Here is a 19,408-nt window from a genome sequence, read left to right on the forward strand (position 1 = left end):
CACCCTATTCGCGCTCCGTGCCGCGGACCGATGCCTTGACCGTGGCGAGCTTCGTGCCGACCGCATCGCCGTGTGGGCTGATGCGGTACGGGCCGACCCTGGCAGGAACGATGAACGTCTCGGCATAGTGCACCACGAAGGGCTCGAACGCACCACTCGGACTCTCGACGACGGCCTCGGCACCCTCGACGAGGTTGATCACGTTGACCGTGCCGCGAGTGTCGTGCTCGACGCTGCCGGTGAACCAGTGTCGCCGCACTTCGATGAACTCGAGTTCGTGGAGCCCAGTGCGCTCTTCGACCCAGCCATCACCGGTCGCCACCGTCTCGACTTGGTCGACGAGATTCTCGCGGGTCCATTCGGTATCACGGTCCCACTGAATATTGCGAGCGGCATGGTCGAGATGGATGGGCCTCGGCACGCCGTCGAGACCGTTGCGACCCCAGTCCCACATCTTGAAGGTGAAGATGAATGGCGTGGCCGAGATTTCCAGCACCATCGTGTCGGCGCCCGAGCAGTGCACCGTGCCGGCGGGAATGAGGAAGTGATCGTGCTTCTTCGCGGGGAAGGCGTTGATGAACTCGTCGACTGGGAAGTCGACACCCGGGAGGGTGGCCGCCTCGAGTGAAGCGACCATGGCCGCCGGATCCGTACCCGTCTTCAGCCCGAGGTAGACCTTGGCATCTTCAGCCGCGTCGAGCAGGTAGTAGCTTTCGTCTTGCGTGTACGCCATTCCGAACGTGTTCTGGATGTAATCGGTGAGCGGGTGCACCTGCAATGAAAGGTTGCCGCCTTCCATCGTGTCCAAGAAGTCGAAGCGGATCGGGAATTCGGCGCCGAACCGCGCGAAGGTGCGCTCGCCCAAGAGCTCGCGAGAATGCGTGAGCACCACGTCGATCGAGGGCAGTTCGATGATGTCATCGCCGATCCGCAGAAGAATGCTGTTCTCCTCGGGCACGCAGTCGAAGCACCAGGCGTAGTTCTCTGCTTCGGGCAGGTCGAGGACGTCTTGCATCCATTTGCCGCCCCACACGCCCGGGTCGAAGAATGGCACGACCCGGAACGGGGCGTCGACCGCGGCCTGCATGCCCGCGTGAAAAGCCCCTGCGGTGATGAGCTTGCCCTCGGTCGTGGAGGCGTTCGTGTCGAGCACGAAATGCATCTGCTCGAACAGAGAGCGCTTGTGGCGGTCGGCCAGGCGCCACTCCACGAAGAAGCCGCGTTTCACTTTGCGCAGGTTGTCTTCGTCGAAATTCGAGCAGCGCCAATTGGGCGCACCTCTGCGCTGTCGTTGCTGAATCTCCCAGCGCGCCATGTCTGCCAGAACGATCGTCGCGTCGTGGATCGGCACAAGTGCGGCTCCCCAACCCACCAGTACGGTCGCGCGCTCCGAGGCGGCGAGCTCTTCTGCGAGCTTGTCGAGGCGCGGTCGGTCGTAGAGGTCGCTGAGTTCCATGTGACTCATGACTCCGAAGACACGATCGTCGGTGAGATTCCACTTGAGGATCTCATCGATCTCAGTGATCGGCTTCGCGGCCGCCTCTTCGACATCGACGACATCGAACTCGGGCAGGCTCGCACGAATGCTCGCAATCAGCTCCGGCAGGGAGACCCCCGGGTAGGTATCCACAACGATGACCGGCGGCCTGTTCGCGCCGGCTGCCGCGACATCCGCGATGTGCCTCCACGCGGCGGCCCCCTGCCAGACCTCATGCGCGCCAGGGACCGTGACCGTTGGCTGCTTGTCGTACGAACCGCGGGGGTATGGAGAAACCATTTGTGACATCCTTCTCGCTGACGAACTGATTGATAACGTTACCAGTTGCGGCTCGAGTCTTCGAATCGGACATCGGTACCTGCGCCGACGACGGAAGGGGCCCGCTTCGCAGCAGGCCCCTTCCGGTAGTGCGCTTCGGCTAGAAGAGGACGAACACAACGCTCGGCCGGGCACCCGACTGCTCGACATTGTCGTCGCCGCCGTACCGGCCGGTCAACAGGTGCAGACCTCGACTCAGCTTGGGAAGCGGGATGCGGACGCGCCCGTCGTCGCTTGGGGTGAGCGTCGCGGTCGCGATCTTGCGAGTTCCGTCGTAGATGGATACCGGTCCGGTTGGAACGACCTGCCCCGCCTCAACGTTCATGGTGTAGACGATTCCCGCGCCTCCGACGGAGATGAGCTTGTTGAGCGCACCGGAACTCTGCGAGTCGACCTTTTCCGCCGTGAACGTGAAGGACCACTCCGCGGTCGCATCTTCGGCCAGTATGTAGCCGGCGACAGCTCGAGCGACGACCGTGATCGATCCTGAACCGGGATAGGCGCCTGCCGCCACGAGGGCGTCGTCGATCAAGTACTCCACGCCTTCAGAGGCGGGAATCGTGTACTGGTCGCCGTTCGTGCCGTAGGGATCGACGTAGGAGACCGGGGCCGGCGTGACCAGCTTCGGTGGCGTTCCCGCAACGGTCTTCTCGGATTCCGGTCCTGAACCGCGCAGGTTCGACGCAGCCACGGAGAATTCGTACGAGTGTCCGCCCTCGAGCTCGTCGACGGTCGCCTGATTCTCCCCATCTTCGACGTTTCGTGTCTCAACCGGGGCGCCGTCGCGGTACGTGGTGATGACGTATCCGGTCAAGGGAGCTCCGCCATCGAAGGCCGGAGGCTGCCATGCCACGGCGGCCTCGTTTCCCTCGAATGCCGCAGTCACCTCGCGCGGTGCTTCGGGGACGCCGGGGACCGCGTAGACCTCGAGTTCGGCCAGCCCGGGGTTCAACCCGGTTCCCCCTTCGACTTGGAATCTGACCCATTGGAATGTTCGGGCGTCGAAGCTCACGCTCAACGGGCTCCCATTCGGAGCGAGTCCGCTGACCGGCACCGAACTGCCGTCGCTGAACGTCAGCGTTCCGCCGTTGGCGTCATCGAGCAGCGCGGGTCGGTCGAAGAGCACGATTCGATCTGCGGTGATCGGCGTCGCCCAATCGAGTTGGACCCACGGATTGCGTTCGCCGCGCGATGCCCAGTCGCCGCCGTCGCCTGGGCCGATCACTCCGTCGAAGACCTTGCGAGCCGGAAATTTGCTCGAGTATTCCGTGGATGCTGTCGCGGTGACGTTGGGCCAACGCGCAGCGTTTCCCCGCAACAGGTCGACGTCGAGGTCGACGGTCACCGTCTTGCTGGCCGACGCGCCGCTGCCATCCGCGGCGGTCGCGGTCACCACGATGTCGCCCTCTGTATCGTTGACGGTCAATGTGCCGTCGAAACCATCGACCGTTGCCGTGTCGGTGGGGGAACCGTCTGGATTCGTCACGGTCCAGTCGACTCGGTTGTAGGAGGCATCTTCGGGAGCCACCGCAGCGGTCAACGCGATCGTGCTGTACGGCACCTCGATCGAGTCGGGAGCATCGATGGTGACACCGGTCGTCGGGATCTGCTCCGCCTCTTCGGATTCCGACGGCGGAAGGTCGTCGACACCCCACTGCGTGTTCGGGGTGTCCCCCATCCACAGCTCCAGAGTGCCGCCGTCGGCGAACTCCGAATGGTGGAACCAGGAATTGTTCGACGTCGAGCCGTCGAGTTCAGCCTTCTGGATGTACATGTTCTCGGCCGAGTTGTCGTGCGTGATGATCCGGAACTGCCCTCCGGAGTAGTAGTCGGGGTTCAAGGCGATCGTGATCTCGTCGAAGATCGGCGAGGTGATGTCGTAGACGGGGTCGCTCTGGCCACCACCCGTGACCTCGAACAAGCCCATCGCCATGAGGGCGCTCATCGCACCCATCTGGCCTTGATCCTCATCGTGATGACCGTAACCGTCGGTCGTGGTGACGGGTGCGTACACCTGCTTCTGCACTTGTCGCACCCAGTACTGCGTCAGCCACGGGTAGCCGACGTAGTTGAAGAGATGTCCATTCTGGAGGGCGGGCTGGTTGCCGTAATTGACGTGGCTTTCGCCGTATCCGCCGATGAAGCCGCCATCGACCGATTGTTCGAAGGCGTAGTTCAACTTGTCTGCATACGCCTTCGTACCGCCCATCAGATTGGCGAGTCCCATCACGTCGTGAGAGGTGAACCAGGTCGCCTGCCATGAGTTGGCCTCGACGAAGTCCGTTGCGGAAAGCGGATCGAAGTCGGCGAGCCAGTTGCCATTCGCCGATTTGGGCCGGATGAAGTCGGTTCCGGAATCGTAGAGGTTGCGCCAGTTCTCCGACCGATCCATCAGATACGTCCCGAGGTCGGTGTCGTCCCAGATCTCGATGTCGTTGAGTCCGACGTTGGTGCCCTCTCCGCCGGTCGTCTCGAACTTCACCCAGTCGACCGTGCGTGGGCTGAAGTCCACGATCTTGCTCTGCCCGGTCGTGCCGATGTTCTCGACGGTCTCGGTGGATCCGTCACTGAAGGTCAGCACCCCGGAATTCACATTCACTGCGGGATCGACCCGGTCTTTGATCACGATCTGATGGATCGTTCGCGGCTCGTCGAAGGTGACCGTGATCCACGGGTCGGATTCGCCGGCCGACGACCACTCAGCCGGAGTGGAGCGAAGGGGACGGCCGTCGATCGCACGCGCAGCGGCCTGCTTCGAATCGTCGGCTTGCGACGAGGCTTCCGCCGAGGCCAGCTGTGCCACGTTGAATCCGGTCTTGTCCAGCGCCTCGGCCATGCCTGCGAGGCCCCAGTCCTGGAACGAGTACTCCAGGGTCAGACCTGCCCCACCGTTGTGCTTGTCGACACACAGGTCTTCGGGAACGTATCCGTTCTCGATGTACTGCTTGGCCCCGCCGCATCCGCCGAAGCCATCGGGCTCGAACGCGCCGGGCTCGTATTGGCCGCCAAGGGACTGCGAATCCAGCATCGCGTCGAACGCAAGGTCGGCGTCGAAGTCTCGGATGCCCTTGTTGTACGCCCCCGTGATGAAGGACGACACGGGCGAGCCGGTCATCACAGCGGTCTCACTTCCGGCAGCCGGACCTCGGGGAAGGAGCCCTCCGTCTTGATACATCTGAAGCTGCGACTTGACGAAACTGCTGTAGACCTCGGGATAGGCCATTCCCAAGATCGAGTTCAGGTTCCATTGCGTCAGCCACAGGGCGTCGTAGTTGTACATGGCGAACTGCGGCTTGCCATCCTCGTCGAGGGGGATCTGCTTGACCCTGTTCACGCCGAAGGTGTTGTCGAGGTAGGCGCCGTCGACGTCGCTGATGGCGCTTCGTCCGGCGAGAACGTGGAACAGGTCCGTGTAGAACTTCACCTGCTGTTCGTGAGTGCCGCCGTCGACATCGACACGACCGAGCATCTCGTTCCAGCGCTCCTGTGAAGCCTGCTTGACTGCGTCGAAGTCCCATCCGGATGCCTCGGCCTGAACGTTCTTGCGGGCGCCATCCGTGCTGGTGAACGACAAACCGACCTTCATCTGCACTGTCTCACCTGCGGCGAGGTTGTCGTAACGGGCGTACACCCCGCTGTTCTTGCCCGCGTTGGTGTCCAACGGGGCACCATCGTCGGTGAGGTTTCCGTCTTTCCATCCGTGCAGAGAATCGAATGGCTTGTCGAAGGAGATGTTGAAGAAGAGCTTGTTGACCGGGCCCCGATCTCCTCTCTGATTGACGAAGCCCTCGATCTCCGTGTCACTGACCTTGGTCACTTGGGCGTCGGCCATCGTGGCTTCGCCGAGGCGGCCGCCGAGGTTGACGATGATCTCGCTCGGGCCGGCTTGCTCGTAGGTGTAGCGGTGCAGGCCCACCCGGTCGGTCGCCGTGAGCTCGGCCGTCACGCCGTACCGGTCGAGCCGCAGCTTGTGATACCCGGGCTCGACCACTTCGGTCTCATCGTGCTCGACGTGGGACTGCCAGCCGGTGTCGCCTTCGGTCTTGGGCACGCCTTCGCCTGTCGTCGGCATCACCTGCACACCGGAGATCTGCCAGTCGTGAATGTGGCTGAATCCCTTCACCTGATCTTCGCTGGGGCGGTAACCCGAGCTTCGCCCGTCGGCGGTGAAGGTGTCGGGGCGCAACTTCACGAACCCGAATGGATTGCTGGCGGACTGGAAGAAGAAGTACCTCCCGCGATCAGATTCGATCCACGGATCGACCAGACTCACGAAGTCCTCGCTCGCATCCTCAGCGGCCACTGCGGGCACGGCGGTCGCACCGACACCCAGCACCACCAGAGCGCTGGCCAGCACCCCCGATACCACCGACATCGCCGCAATCTTCTTGATGTAGCTCATGATCATCGCTCTCTGTGATCTTCGGGAAGGGAATCCCTGGTCATTCGTGAACTGGGCGGTGAGGAGAAACCATCGGCGGTTTCAGGTGCCACTGCTGCGGCCTGAGGTCAGGTTCTGATGGCCGCAAAGGAGCAGGATCGAAGTTCACCTGTCGGAGTGCGCATCCGAGACGACCCGTGATTGGTAACGCTACCATTCGGGAGCGGTTCAGCACCATACTCGCGTCGTCGATCACGGAACGGCGCACCGCAGTGCGATCTCTCCGAACCGGTAGTCCTCGGCACGCGAATGCTCAGCCGATCATTGCTTCTGCGAACGCTCAGAGCTCGGAACCGAGCCGGTGGAATCCAGCGACGAGGATGTCGGTCAGAACCCGTGCATACTCCCCTTCGGGGTCGAGGTCGGGATCGAAAACGGTGACGGATGCGCCGATCGCGTTCGGTGCGAGCGCTGCCAGAAGGTCGAGCAACTGTTCCGCATCGAAGCCGCCCGGGTCAGGGCTGTCGACGGCCGGCATGATCGACGGATCGAGGACGTCGACATCGACCTGGAGCCAATATCCGCTCGTGCCGGCGACGGCGCGAGCGGCAGCCGCCGCCTCCCCCGTGCCGACGACCATCGCTTCGGATGCGGGCAGAACGAGCCCGATCGTGCGCCGCACCTCATCGGCCTCTTCGTCGTCATCTCGGCATCCGATATGTGCAGCCTTCGCAGGCTGGAAATACGGACCCTGGCCATCGATGTCGGCGATCGCCGGCCAATGCAAGCCGATGGCGGCGGCCAGATCTTCGCCGGCAACACTGGCACAAGCGGCATTGTTGCCTGGGTGGCGGAAGTCGGTGTGACCGTCGACGTGCACGAGCCCTGCCCCCGCACCACGTCGAGACAGGGCGAGGCCGGCCCCGAGCAGCAGGCTGCAGTCCCCTCCGATGACGAGCGGTGATGCGCCCGCGTCGAGCGTCTCGGTCACGCGGTCGGCCAGGCGCCGCGCGTGATCGATCAGTGCGGTCTCGTTGCGCACGCGACCCGGCAAACGAGTCGAGTCATCGTCGACGTACATGCCAGGAAGGACGACGCCTCCCTCGACTGCCCCGAGCTCGGCGAATCGACGAAACAAGCCAGCCTCACGAAACGCCTCAGGCGCCTTCGACGCACCCGGCACGCTCCCGCGCCGCGGCGGACGCAACCCGAGGTTCGTCGGAGCAGAAAGCAACGAAATCACAGCACAATCCTTGCAGAAGCGAAGAACCGGCGAGCATGGGGCGACTCGTATGCATCGTTCAGAGAAACGCCAGAGCGCGGAAAGATGCGCGGCTTCAGAAAGGCAACGGGCGATCGGCTGGCAGTTCTCAACCACGAGCGCTGATCGGCCCAAGAGAGAGCGGAGACGAGGGGATTTGAACCCCTGGTCCCCTTACGGGGACTCCACCTTAGCAGGGTGGTGCACTCGGCCGGACTATGCGACGTCTCCTCGCGGATGCTGGTGCGCACACGCGACTGTCATCATAACCCGGCGACCGTCCGAACGACGATTCCAGCACCCTTCCTCGACATCGCTACGGCTCGCAGTGCTCCCCCATGCCTGACCATCGATGGCCGGCGTGTCCACCGAACTGGGGTATACCAGAAGCCCGTCGTCCACTCGCGGACTCAACGGCATCGGCCTAGAGTGACGCTGTTCAAGCCAAACTCGGAATCTCAAGCCAAACTCGGAATCGTGGTTTGTGAAACATGGAGGACAACCCGTACGTCCTCGCGGTCGACATCGGCACGAGTCGCGTAGCAGCGGCAACTTCCCGAGTCGAGCGAGATGGAAGCATCAGCGCCACGCCCTTCACCCTGGGGCGAAAGGGCGACTGCGTCGCGACCGTCGTCTTCGTTTCAGACGATGGCGACCTGCTGTTCGGCGATGCCGCCGAGCGCAGGGGTGTCGCGCAGCCTGAGCGACTCGTGCGCGAGTTCAAGCGCAGCATCGGCGACGAAGTGCCCCTCGTGGTCGGCGAGCAGACCTTCGCACCCGAAGTGCTGTATGCGAAGACCTTCGCGTCGGTCGTCGACGCCGTCACGGAACGCATGGGCTCGCGCCCCGATGCGATTTCCCTCACGCATCCCACAGCATGGGGGGCGCACCGCCTCGGCCTGATCCGAACAGCGCTCGGCCGTCTCGGCATCGACGACGTCTCCCTGATCACCGAGCCAGAAGCCGCTGCGCGCCACTACGAGGCCACGCGGCCGCTCGAACCCGGCCAGTCCATCGCGGTGTACGACTTGGGCGGCGGCACCTTCGACTCCGTGGTGCTGCGCAGAGGCGCGGACTCGGAATTCACGCTGGCCGGCGATCCCGCGGGCTTGGACGATCTGGGCGGAGCGAACTTCGACGATAGTGTCCTCCAGCACGTCATCGCAGCATCCGGCCTGGATGTCTCCGCCTTGTCGATCGATGATCCCGACACCCGCATCGCCCTCTCCCAATTGCGCCGGGAGTCCATCGACGCGAAAGAGGCGCTCTCCTTCGATTCGGATGCCACGATCCCGGTGCTCATACCGCCGAGCCGATCGAGCGTGCGCCTGACACGCTCCGAGTTCGAGCACATGATCGACGGAGCGCTCGACACGACACTCGGCGTGCTGGAGAACGCGATCGACTCCGCCGACCTCACCGCCGATCAGCTCGAGGCGATCCTCCTCATCGGAGGATCGTCACGGATCCCACTCGTCGCCCAGCGCCTCTCCGAGCGATTCGACCGACCGCTGGCGGTCGATGCGGATCCCAAGGCCTCCATCGCCCTGGGTGCGGCGCGCACGGTGCTCGCCCGGTTGAACCAACGCGAAGCTGTCGCCGCTTCGACCGCGCTGGCGACACTCGATCCCACCGTCGAAGACACCGACACCGACACCGAGGTCGAGGTCGAGGTGACCACAGGCAGCGGGCTCGTGCTCGCGCGCGTCGCCAGCGCATTCTCTCTCGTGCGCCCCACGACGAACCGCGTCGCGAGGCACGGATCGACGTGGCTGATGGCGGGCGCCGTCGCACTGATCTCAGGAGCGATCGTCTTCGGCGGCGCGATGGCCGCGGGTTCGCGGATGACCGCCTACGACAATGCCGCTTCCGGCAACACTGTCGGCACGTCGGACTCGCCCGAAGCGATGCCGTCGCCGTTGACCGACCCGGCGACGAAAGCGATCGCCCCGTTCGCGAAAGCGCTCCCCCCGGCCGGTCCGATCATCGATTCGGGGTTGTTCGAGCGGCCCGACGACACCGACGACGTCTCGGGACCGAATACACGCCTCAGCCCGATCAACGAGCCGTCTCCGGTTCGACGTCCGGCAGTACCGCGCACCACGCCGCCGGCGCTCTCGCCGCCTCCGGTGCGGGCAGCCGACCAGCCCGTCATCACTGGGCCGCCCACCGGTGACCCGATCCAGCCGACCGTCGACCCAACAGACCCGCCCACGACTGAGCCCACCACAGAACCCACGACCGATCCCACCACCGATCCCACCATGGACCCTCCCCCGGCAGACCCCACTCCAGAGCCTGCGACCGACCCTCCCCCGGCAGACCCCACCACTGACCCCGCGCCGGACCCGCCCATCACCGACCCCGCCTCGCCCTCACCGACGACGACCGAACCCGCCTGATCCGGCATCGACGAACCACCCACGCCATGACAGTCCTGCAAGTGTCGAGCACCGTGCTTCCGCAGACCGGTCCGCCGTTCGTCTGGGAGCGCCAGATGCGACCTGCGGTGGATGCGATCGTCGCCCCCTGGGCCGGATCCGCCCGGGCGATGGTCGTCGGCAATGCCGGCTCAGGCAAGTCGACCGTGCTGCGTCATCTGCAACGGATGCTCGCCGAGGAGCATCGCGATGCAAGCCTGGTGGCCGCCGGCGACCTGGATGTCGCGCGCGTCCCGCGTTCGCATGTACTCCTGGTCGATGACCTGCATCTGATGAACGCCGAGCAACTGGAACGCGTGCGAATCCGTTCGGACGATCCCGATGCCGCGCTCGTGGTGGCCAGCCGCCCATGGCCGCAGTCGGATACCCTCACCACGATCGCGCGACGGCTCGAGCGGACACGACCGGCGATCGTGCTCGGTCATGTCTCGCGGTCGGACGTGCTCGCCTATCTGGACAGCCACGACCAGCTGATCCCGAGCCGCTGCCTCGACCACATTCTCGTGACCACCGGCGGCGTGTCGTGGCTCGTGTCCGAGGCCCTGACTGCACACGACGAGCGCGACTGCCTCGACGACGAGACCCACGGCGAGCTCGCCCGCGTACTCGAGGAGCGGATCGCGCACCGGCTCGACACCCTCGACTCCGATCTCCGACGCACGATCGAGCTGCTCTCGATCGTGGGCGGGCACGGACGATCGGTTCTCGGAACGCCCGAACACAGCGATGAGAACATCATGAAGGGATACGCCGAGGGCCTGTTGATGCGCAACGGTCAGCCGGTGCCGGTGGTGCGTGCCACCGTCAGGGTGACGATCCCCGCACGGCGCCTCATCGACATGAGCAGCAGCCTGGCGGAGGTCATCGCGCGCTCCGCCGAGTCGGGAGACCCCGGCGACGATGAATGGGTCGGTCTCGTCGGCGATCCGCAGGTCGGCGCCGCGCTGGTGCAGCACGGCGATGGGATGCTCGAGGATCACCCGCACCGGGCGGCCGAGCTCTATTGCGCCGCGATCAACTCGGGCGTCGACCCGGCGGACCTCGTTGCGCGCCGAGCACAGGCGGCTTGGGCAGTGACCGATCTGGATGCCGCCAGTGCGCTGATCGATGCGGCGCCGTCCGGCGTGCACGGCACGGACGGCGATCGAATGGCCGACGTCGCGGCCGCGACCTGGGCCAGCCGCGGGATGATGGAACAGAGTTCCGCCGTGTACCGCGCGACGCCCCCCGACAACCCTGACTCGACCGTACGAGCGATGATCGCCGCGTACGGCGTCGGTGCGCTCGACGACGCGACCGAGATCACCCACGAGATCACCACGGCGCGCAGCGGTGCGCCGTCCGCACTCGGCGTCTCGATGCAGCTGCTCCGTCGCGGGCTCGCCGCATCCATCGCCCCCGAGGGCGCCGCCCCGACCATGCTCGTCGATCTGGTGCGCGCCTCGGAGATGTACACATCGTCACGCACGTCCGCAGCGATCCCCGAGTTGCCGGCCGTCATCGCGACGACGGTCGCGATCAACCTCGGCGACCTCGCCACCGCGCACTCCGTGATCGAAGACGCGATCGCCGGTGGCCACGGCGGGCAGTGGGCGCGGCCGCGCCTGCTGCTGTGGCGCGCATGGGTCGCGGTGCAGCGAGCCTGGTCCGCCGAGGCGCGAGAGTCACTCGCCCGTGCTCTCGAGTGTGCACCGACCACGTCGCCGCGCGACGCGCTGCTCGCCAATGCGGTGCAGGTTGCGATCGCGCGCCGCTACGAGGATGCGGCGGGCCTCGAGGCAGCCTGGCGACAGGCCCGACCGAGCATCCTGCGCACCGAGATCGACCTGTACCTGCTGCATCCCTTCGCCGAACTCGTCTGCTCGGCGGCGAAGGTGGGAGACTCCGAACACCTCGAGCCTCACCTCGCCCGTGGCCTCGAGATCATCGACGGGCTCGGCGCTCCCGCGCAATGGTCGGCGCATCTGCGCTGGGCGGGCATCCAGCAGGGAATCCTGCTGAACCGGCCCGAGGATCTCGCCCCGCACGCGCACGCGCTCGTGTCGGCCGCCCCGACCAACCGTGTCGCCGCAGTCATGGCGAAGGCCGGGAGAGTGTGGACCTCGGTGCTCGCCGGCACGGTGCACGCAGACGCCGTCGAGAGTTCCGCCCGTGGCCTCGCCGCAGCGGGACTCGCCTGGGACGCGGCTCGCCTGGCGGGGCATGGCGCCGCACGCACCGCCGACCGCAAGGTCGCCGCCCGCCTGCTGTCGTGCGCGCGCGACCTGCACCCCAACGATGCCGCACGCCGCCCCGCGGCATCCGGAACCGAGTCTTCCCCCGCGCCCATGTCGTCTGAGTCGCCGACGGAGATGCTGAGCGATCGCGAACTCGAGGTGGCCAGGCTCGTCCTGCAGGGTAAGACCTACGCCGAGATCGGCGAGACCATCTTCATCTCGCCTCGCACCGCGGAGCACCATATCGCTCACATCCGGCGCCGGCTCCGTGCGTCGTCGCGTTCCGAAGTGATCGCCAAGCTGCGAGTACTGATCGAAGGATCGGAGGCCGCCCAGGACGTCGCGGCAGCAGGAGACGGGCGAACTGACGCACCCCCCTGATGCCCCCGTGCGATTTCGGGGATACCCCCGATGCCATGCCCGGCATGAGCGGCATACATTAGGACAGACCAGCTTCGAACATGCGTGCATGTTGCCGTTGGACCGCTGAGGAGTCGATACATGAACACACCCGTGACGACCATCGCCGACGCGCTGATCGCGTTCATCCTGAGTCTGCTTCGCGACCCGGCCGCGGTCGACGAGTTCAACTCGGCCCCGCGGGAGACCCTGGCCAATCACGGCCTCCAGGGCGCGTGCGGGGCAGACGTGAAGGCGGTCGCACCGGTGATCATCGATGACCCGTCGGTGACCTCGAGAGCGCAGGCGTCGCCGCATCCCCGCTCGACGGAAGATCCGGGGTCGCAGCAACCTGATCCAGGGTCGCCGCAACCGTTCAGCGAAACCAACGAGGTGGTCAACGAGATCTCGCGCATCATCAATCAGTTCACTACGATCGACAACCGAACGACGATCGTGGACCAGTCGACGAATCAGAACATCTGGGCCCAGGGCGACGTGACGCAGATCTTCGATCAAGATGCCGTCGTCGCCTCGGGCGACGATGCTGTCGCCGCGGGCAACGATGCCGACATCGACAACTCCGACTCCACGGTCACGGCGGGCGACATCGCGGTGGGCAACACCACCGGCTCGAACAACACGACCTCGACGGGTGCGCCGAGCGACACCCCGGCCGATACGGTCACTGGAACCGACGACGCCCCTGTCGTCGACACAGCAACCGATGCATCGTCGGCGGATGCCACGGCCGCGGCCCCCGAGCAACCCGCAGCGGTCGAACCGGAAGCGCAGCCCGATGCGCTGATGGCGGACCTCACCGCGGCGGACTCGTACGACGCGAACGAGCCCCTCACCGCGCCTGACCCCGACCCGTATCCTGAAGATCCGGCCGAGGAGCCGTGACCTGGGCTACGTGACCGAGCAGACGAATCCACCCGCCGGAACGCCGGCGATGAATGCGGCTATGACGACCGCAAGTCACAAGCGAGACGCGCCGGAACGCCCTCCCGTCGCGAATCCCAACGCAGCCCCGGTGCTCGTGAAGCTGACCCCGCCGTTCTCCGTGCGCGCGAGCCAGGTGCTCTGGATCCTCAGTTTCGCCGTCGGCGGGTTCACGGTCGTCTACTTCTTCGTCATCCGTCAGACCCAGCTTCCCCTGATCGCGGACGTCGTTCGCGGCGTCAGCGACGGGCGCGCCGAGCAGACCTACCAGACCGCCGCCGACGTCGTGTTCTGGGTCGTGTTCGGGGTGATGGTGGCAGCACTGCTGACGCAGATCACGCTTCTGGTGTCGTTCATGAGCAGGCGTCCCAAGGTGCGCTGGTGGCAGCTCGCGACGTTGGTGGTGCAGGTCCTCCTCCTGCTGCTGTCGACGGAACTGGTGGCGATCGGCGAACGCGGTGAACCAGTGCGGCTCCTACTTGCCGCCCAATGCGGGCTCGTGGTGCTCGCGCTGCTCTTCAGTGTGCTCCCGGGTGCCATCGCGTGGTCCGCCCGGCAGCACGACATCCGCCGCGGGCCGCAGCTCTGACGCGATCTCTTCGAGACTGCGGATCACCACCCGGCACACGCTCACCGCCGCTCGGTCCGTGAGCGGAGACTCGCACAACCGACGCCAGTGCACGAGGACGGTTCCGACGCGGTCGCGGAGTGAGTCGCTGTCCGTGTTCTCCGCCACACCGAGACGCACGTGGGCCGGGGTGCCTTTGGCACCGATGATCGTCTGGGCGTCCGCGGCATCCTGTGCGATCAGCGGAAGCCCTTCCGACCTCGCGCTGGCCAGCAACGAGAGTTCGCGCAGCGCGTGCGCGCCGGCCGTGATGCGCTCGATACCGCCGCGGATCACTTCTGTACCCTCGCGCGGATTCTCGCGGATGAGCTGGTCGAGCCCGAGCAGCACGCCGCGCACCTTGAGCGTCGACGCACGAGTGCGGAACTGATCTCGCACGAACCGCTGGAGCTCGATCAGTCCGCTCTGCTGCACCAGTTGCCCCGACAGATCGGACGAGCTTTCGACTCCGCCGCGGATGAGTGCGGTGGCCAGCCGCACCCCGAACAGCCCGAATCGGCCGAGCAGGTTCCGGCGCTCGGCCGCGCTCACGTCGGTGATGTCGGATTCACCGGTGAATCGGTCGGCCGACACGAGCAGGCGCTCACGGTCGACCCGTTCGAGCCCCGCAAGTTCTTGGAAGGCCGTGTACTCGTGCTCGCGGAGCGTGCGAGCCCCCTCGGCGACGAGCCCGGCCACCGGGATGACACCCAGCACCAGTGAGGCCAGCTCACCATCGAGCTCGTAACGTCGTGCCACCTTCCCCGCCGACAGCAGGGAATCGATGCGGCCGGAGCCGATCTCGTCTGAGCGCGAGAGCACCCCGACCGCACAGATGCTCTGCGCCGCCCCGGCCGCGGTGTCACGGAAGGCCTCGAGAAACTTGATGTCCGAGGCGTGCAGGTGCCGCATGAGATACACGACGGCATCCGCCGACGACGGGGCTTCCTCCGGGGTGAGGAACAACGTCGCTCGCGCTGAGACGCCTTCCGACAACGACGCGATACCCGGCGTGTCGATCAGGATCATCGACTTCAGAGCGATCAGCGGCCAGCCGATGTCGATCCAACCCACCTCCTCGACGGGAGCGCCACCGAGGTCGAGCACCAGGCGCCCGTGATCTCGACGCACCGGCAGCCGCCGGGGTTCGCCCTCCTTCGGGTGAAGCGTGACGGTCGGAGTCGCCGAGTACCGATACCAGGTGACGACCCGTGTGCACTCACCGGCGTCAGTCGGCGCGATCTGCTCGCCGAGCAGGGCATTCAGCAACGTCGACTTGCCCGCCTTCACCATGCCGGCGATGGCCAACCGCAAGGGTTCGCGCAAGCGCCGGTCGAGTTCGGCGAGCGTGTTCTGCGCCGCAGGATCATCGTCGTAGACGGCGCGGGCGGTACGCAGCAAGCCCGCTGCGTCCTCCCTCACCTGTGCCGTCACCGTTGTACAGCCTCGGTGCGCATCGGCGGAAGCTCGGGGATCTCAGCGCGAAGCCGCTCGAGTTGGCCGATCTGCGCCTTCAGTTGGACCACCCGCTGGTCGCGCCTGGACGTATAGGTGGTCGCCGTTTGCTTCGCCGTGACGAGTGCCTCCGACAACGAGCGGTGCAGTTCTTCGGCCATCGCCCCGAAATGGTCGCGAGCGGCGCGCTGCACCAGGCGCAGCCGGTCTTTGAGCTGCTTGCCGACCTGGAAGGTGACTTCGTCGATGTAGCGGCGCACATGGCCTTTGGCTTCGTGCTTCCTGCGGATCAATCGTGCGCTCATGTCTTCACGGTAGGCGCGCCGGCCGACGAGCACTCCGGCGAGCAGTGACAACGGATTGATCAGCGAAAGTCCGATCAATCCTGTGGCGAGGCCGACCATGAGCACGCCGCCGTACGATCCGCGCACGCCGATGTAGATCCGCTCTCCTGCGCCGAGACGACCCGGGTCGAGCTCGGAGATGCCCTCGACCGGGTCGAGCACTCCTTGCGTGTCGCCGACGTCGATCGCCGGGAGTGCGGACTCCCCCTCGCTGAACATCTCGGCCACTTCCTCCGACAGCCAGCGCGAGCGTTCATCGGTCCACACGAAGGTCTCGGACACCGCGCTGGTCACCCGCTGGTCGAGCCATTCGGTGATCTGATCCCAGATCGGTCCGGGATCGCCCTCCTCGATCGCGTCCTCGGCCTCGCGCTGCACTTTGCGCAGCCGATCGCGCAGGTCGTGCTCCATGTCGGCGATGAGATCGGCGACACCATCGGTGAGCGTCACCTGCCAGCGCGACGACCGCCCGCGAAACTCGTCGGCGCGCGCCTTCGCCGCCTCCAACTGAGCGATCATGCGCGGCGTGTCCTCGGGGTGCAGGATCGCATTCAGCTCGGAACGAAGTGACATCGTGAGCTGCTCGACCACTGACACGAGATCGTGCACGGCGCTGCGTTCGTGAATCACCTCGGCGCGGCCGAGCACCTCTCGGCGCAGATGTGCGACGAGCGCCGGAAAGCCCGACTCGTCGTTCAGCGCGCTGTCGCGGAGTTCGGCAGCGAGCAGGCGAAGATCGCTGGAGACGGAGAATATCGGCACGTCGCCGGCGTCGCGGAGGTGGCCTCGGTCGATCTGCTCGATCTCACGCCACGATGGGTAGAGGTCGGTCTTGGCGAGCACTGCGGCGACGTTCGGCGAGATGCGCATCGCGTGCTTGAGGAACTGCACCTCGGGTTCGGTGTACTCCTGCGAGGCATCCGACACCAGCAGCACGGCGTGCGCCGTCGACAGTGCCGACAGCGTCGCCAGCGCGTTGGACGACTCCATGCCGCCCACGCCGGGCGAGTCGACGAGCTTCAGCCCGCCCTTGAGGATCTCGCGCGGTAGCAGCACCTCGGCCGACACGATGCGACGCTCGTTACGCGGATTGCCGTGCTCCGACACGAATTCGGAGATCTCCTCGAGCGGTATCTGACGGCGATCGACGCCAGCCGCGCCAGTGGCGGGATCCGTGTGCTGCTTGAGCACCCATGCCGAGGGCACCTCGGCATACCCCACCGACGTCGGCACGCTCGTCGCGACGTCGTCGTCGACGGGGCATGCCGGCGCGTTCACCAGGGCGTTGATGAGCTTGCTCTTCCCCTGCTTGAACTCGCCGACCACGATGACTCGGATGTCGGGATCGGCGAGCCGTTCCTGTGTCTGTTGGATTCGTCTGGCCAGGTCTGCACGACCGGAGGAAGCGGCGAGCTGCCCGACGTTGCGGACGACGTCCATCATGGCCGAAGCCTCGCCCTCGAGCTCCGGTGCGCGTTGCAGGTGCGCCGCCACCGGCGGATCTTCGGGCGTCGCCGTTTGCTCGCGCTCGACCACTGCAGACTCCTCAGTGTTGACTGCTTCCGGCACGAATTCCCTCGTTCTCTCCATCGTGACAGAGAACGGGGCGGAGTGCACCCCGCCCCGTCACGCGCCCGATTCAGAGTGGGAAATCGGGCCCGATACTCCCAGCGTCGTCGACGACATCGTCGATGACATCGCCCCAGATGAGCGCGGTGTCGACATCCCAATCGGATGCGTCGACGTGCTCGATCTCCGCGGTGAAGAGGTTCGCCGCGCTCGGGTCGGAGAGGGCGTCTGCGAGATCGGTCTCCCATGCACCGGCGTCGAACCCGTCGTCGGGCTCGACCATCGGATCTGCCGCCTGTGCCGACGAGTCGTCGTACGGCAGGGCACCCTGCTCGCTCGCGGCCTCGTCACTGGACATTTCGGACACCTTCGGAACTTGTGGGGGAACTTCTGTCTGCACTGCAAACCAGGGGATGTCAGCAGTGACCGCGGCCGTCAGCGACCGGGTGGGGGTGTGCCCGGCCGCCCCAGGGGGCGACCGGGCAGAACTGCAGCGCCCCTACAGGGTGATGTCGTCGATCTGCACGGCAACGGCGTCGGGGCTGAGGATGTTGGCGTTGTCAACGTCGACGTCGACATCGGTCGAGTAGTCGTCGTTGAACGAGTCGTCCACATCCACGTCGAGGTTGGTCGAGTTGTCGTTGAACGAGTCGCTCACATCGACGTCCCAGCTGTAGTCCTCGTTGTACGAATCGATGGTGTTGCCGATCGAGATGTCTCCGACCGAGACGTCGAACGACGAGTTGTCGATGTCGACATCGCCTCCCGCAGCGACGCCGTAGTCACCGGAGTTGACGACAGCTTCGTTGTTGAAGTACTGCGACACGTTGCCGCCGCTGGCGTCGCCACCGGAAGAGCCGGTATCGCCGGCGCCGCCGCCGGTACCGGACCCACCGGCGCCGCCTGTGCCGCTGGCACCGTTGCCGCCAGTGGCGTCACCGCCGGCACCACCGTCACCGCCGGCACCCACGGCGGCATCGCCGCCACCGCCGGCCGCACCCGAGGTGGCACTACCACCCGAGCCGCCGCTGCCGGAAGCACCGGAACCTCCGCTGCCGGAACCGCCGCCTGAGCCGAGCGCACCGGAATCGCCACCGCTGCCAGCCGCGGCAGCGATGTTCTGGTTGACCGACTGGTCGAGCACCGTCGAACGGTTGTCGATGTTGACGCTCGTGCCGCCGCCATCAGCGAGCAGGCTCGACCCGCCGGCTTCACCGTCGGCGCCGAGGCTTCCGACGATCGTGAGGTCGCCGAACCCGACGTTGTACTCCCGCACACCCGCGTTGATCGAGTGGTCGTTCAGCGTCGTGTTGCCCGAGTCGTGGATCGAGTTGTCGTTGTTCGAGTCGTGCACCGAGTTGTCGGAGTTGTCCGAGTTGTCGTTGTACGAGTCGTTGGTCGAGTTATCCGAGTTGTCGGAGTTATCCGAGTTGTCGGAGTTATCCGAGTTGTCGGAGTTGTCCGAGTTGTCGGAGTTGTCGGAGTTATCCGAGTTGTCGGAGTTGTCCGAGTTGTCGGAGTTGTCCGAGTTGTCGGAGTTGTCCGAGTTGTCGGAGTTGTCGGAGTTGTCCGAGTTGTCGGAGTTGTCCGAGTTGTCGGAGTTGTCCGAGTTGTCGGAGTTATCCGAGTTGTCGGAGTTATCCGAGTTGTCGGAGTTATCCGAGTTGTCGTTGTGCGAGTTGAAGTCGTTGTCGTTCAGCGAGTCGACGGTGTTGTCGTTGAGCGAGTCGACAGTGTTGTCGCTGATCGGCACCGCCACGTTGACGTTGAACGAGTCTCGGACTCGAGTCCAGACGCTGTTGTCATCGAAAGCCATGAGTGTGTTCCTTCGCTTCCCCGGACGATTTCACGCCCTGTTGTCGATTACCCGTCTCACGCTACGAGCGAGGTGCGGTGGTCGGCATCGGGGGCTTACCCGAGGGTTCGCGAGGTGCTGTAGGGGGCTCCGGCGCCCGATCAGGGGGCCACTGGGGG

The 19,408-nt window shown here is 65.6% G+C and carries 11 protein-coding genes and 1 tRNA gene; 4 read left to right on the forward strand and 8 right to left on the reverse strand.

Translation table 11 applies throughout. The features are described 5' to 3' along the window. Positions 1-4: 4 nt before the first annotated feature. From AC1C2R_RS06415 to AC1C2R_RS06430, 4 genes are all read right to left on the reverse strand, one after another. Positions 5-1,777 (reverse strand): class I mannose-6-phosphate isomerase, encoded by a 1,773-nt coding sequence (locus AC1C2R_RS06415; protein WP_495379379.1) that lies wholly within the window; start codon positions 1,775-1,777, stop codon positions 5-7. 139 nt (positions 1,778-1,916) lie between these two features. After that, positions 1,917-6,218, reverse strand: coding sequence for a glycoside hydrolase domain-containing protein (locus AC1C2R_RS06420; protein WP_495379380.1), 4,302 nt, complete (start codon positions 6,216-6,218; stop codon positions 1,917-1,919). 319 nt (positions 6,219-6,537) lie between these two features. Further along, a complete protein-coding gene (locus AC1C2R_RS06425) occupies positions 6,538-7,575 on the reverse strand; it encodes an arginase family protein (protein ID WP_495379381.1) in 1,038 nt (345 codons plus the stop codon). Positions 7,576-7,600: 25 nt separating this feature from the next. Next, positions 7,601-7,689, reverse strand: a tRNA-Ser gene (locus tag AC1C2R_RS06430). A 260-nt stretch (positions 7,690-7,949) separates the two neighbouring features. Between AC1C2R_RS06430 and AC1C2R_RS06435 the strand changes: the two genes are divergently transcribed. The 4 genes from AC1C2R_RS06435 to AC1C2R_RS06450 all read left to right on the forward strand — a co-directional run bounded on the left by AC1C2R_RS06435 (position 7,950) and on the right by AC1C2R_RS06450 (position 14,048). Then, entirely contained in the window at positions 7,950-9,860 is a 1,911-nt protein-coding gene (locus AC1C2R_RS06435; RefSeq protein WP_495379382.1) for an Hsp70 family protein, read from the forward strand. Between the two features lie 41 nt (positions 9,861-9,901). Continuing rightward, positions 9,902-12,496 (forward strand): LuxR C-terminal-related transcriptional regulator, encoded by a 2,595-nt coding sequence (locus AC1C2R_RS06440; RefSeq protein ID WP_495379383.1) that lies wholly within the window; start codon positions 9,902-9,904, stop codon positions 12,494-12,496. 120 nt (positions 12,497-12,616) lie between these two features. Continuing rightward, positions 12,617-13,420, forward strand: a complete 804-nt coding sequence (locus tag AC1C2R_RS06445; protein ID WP_495351683.1) for an IniB N-terminal domain-containing protein — start codon at positions 12,617-12,619, stop codon at positions 13,418-13,420. A 61-nt stretch (positions 13,421-13,481) separates the two neighbouring features. Next, the gene (locus AC1C2R_RS06450) at positions 13,482-14,048 is read left to right on the forward strand and encodes a hypothetical protein (protein WP_495379384.1); all 567 of its coding nucleotides are present in this window, start codon (positions 13,482-13,484) and stop codon (positions 14,046-14,048) included. Here the strand turns inward: AC1C2R_RS06450 and AC1C2R_RS06455 are convergent. The 4 genes from AC1C2R_RS06455 to AC1C2R_RS06470 form a co-directional block, all read right to left on the reverse strand. Next, complete coding sequence (locus AC1C2R_RS06455) at positions 13,935-15,500, reverse strand: dynamin family protein (RefSeq protein WP_495379385.1); 1,566 nt, start codon at positions 15,498-15,500, stop codon at positions 13,935-13,937. The two genes, AC1C2R_RS06450 and AC1C2R_RS06455, sit on opposite strands and share 114 nt — an antisense overlap. Then, the gene (locus tag AC1C2R_RS06460) at positions 15,497-17,434 is read right to left on the reverse strand and encodes a dynamin family protein (RefSeq protein ID WP_495351686.1); all 1,938 of its coding nucleotides are present in this window, start codon (positions 17,432-17,434) and stop codon (positions 15,497-15,499) included. Before AC1C2R_RS06460 ends, AC1C2R_RS06455 begins: the two co-directional genes overlap by 4 nt. Positions 17,435-17,504: 70 nt before the next feature. Continuing rightward, positions 17,505-17,792, reverse strand: coding sequence for a hypothetical protein (locus AC1C2R_RS06465; RefSeq protein WP_495351687.1), 288 nt, complete (start codon positions 17,790-17,792; stop codon positions 17,505-17,507). A 141-nt stretch (positions 17,793-17,933) separates the two neighbouring features. Beyond that, positions 17,934-19,250, reverse strand: a complete 1,317-nt coding sequence (locus AC1C2R_RS06470) for a hypothetical protein (RefSeq protein WP_495379386.1) — start codon at positions 19,248-19,250, stop codon at positions 17,934-17,936. Positions 19,251-19,408 lie beyond the last annotated feature (158 nt).

The sequence above is a fragment of the Agromyces sp. Y182 genome, assembly GCF_059445385.1.

Excerpts from the sequence above, each read along its gene's own strand:
- AC1C2R_RS06415 (WP_495379379.1), bottom strand. The coding sequence starts at position 1,777 with ATGGTTTCTCCATACCCCCGCGGTTCGTACGACAAGCAGCCAACGGTC.
- AC1C2R_RS06420 (WP_495379380.1), bottom strand. The coding sequence starts at position 6,218 with ATGAGCTACATCAAGAAGATTGCGGCGATGTCGGTGGTATCGGGGGTG.
- AC1C2R_RS06435 (WP_495379382.1), top strand. The coding sequence starts at position 7,950 with ATGGAGGACAACCCGTACGTCCTCGCGGTCGACATCGGCACGAGTCGC.
- AC1C2R_RS06445 (WP_495351683.1), top strand. The coding sequence starts at position 12,617 with ATGAACACACCCGTGACGACCATCGCCGACGCGCTGATCGCGTTCATC.
- AC1C2R_RS06450 (WP_495379384.1), top strand. The coding sequence starts at position 13,482 with ATGACGACCGCAAGTCACAAGCGAGACGCGCCGGAACGCCCTCCCGTC.
- AC1C2R_RS06465 (WP_495351687.1), bottom strand. The coding sequence starts at position 17,792 with ATGTCCAGTGACGAGGCCGCGAGCGAGCAGGGTGCCCTGCCGTACGAC.
- AC1C2R_RS06470 (WP_495379386.1), bottom strand. The coding sequence starts at position 19,250 with ATGGCTTTCGATGACAACAGCGTCTGGACTCGAGTCCGAGACTCGTTC.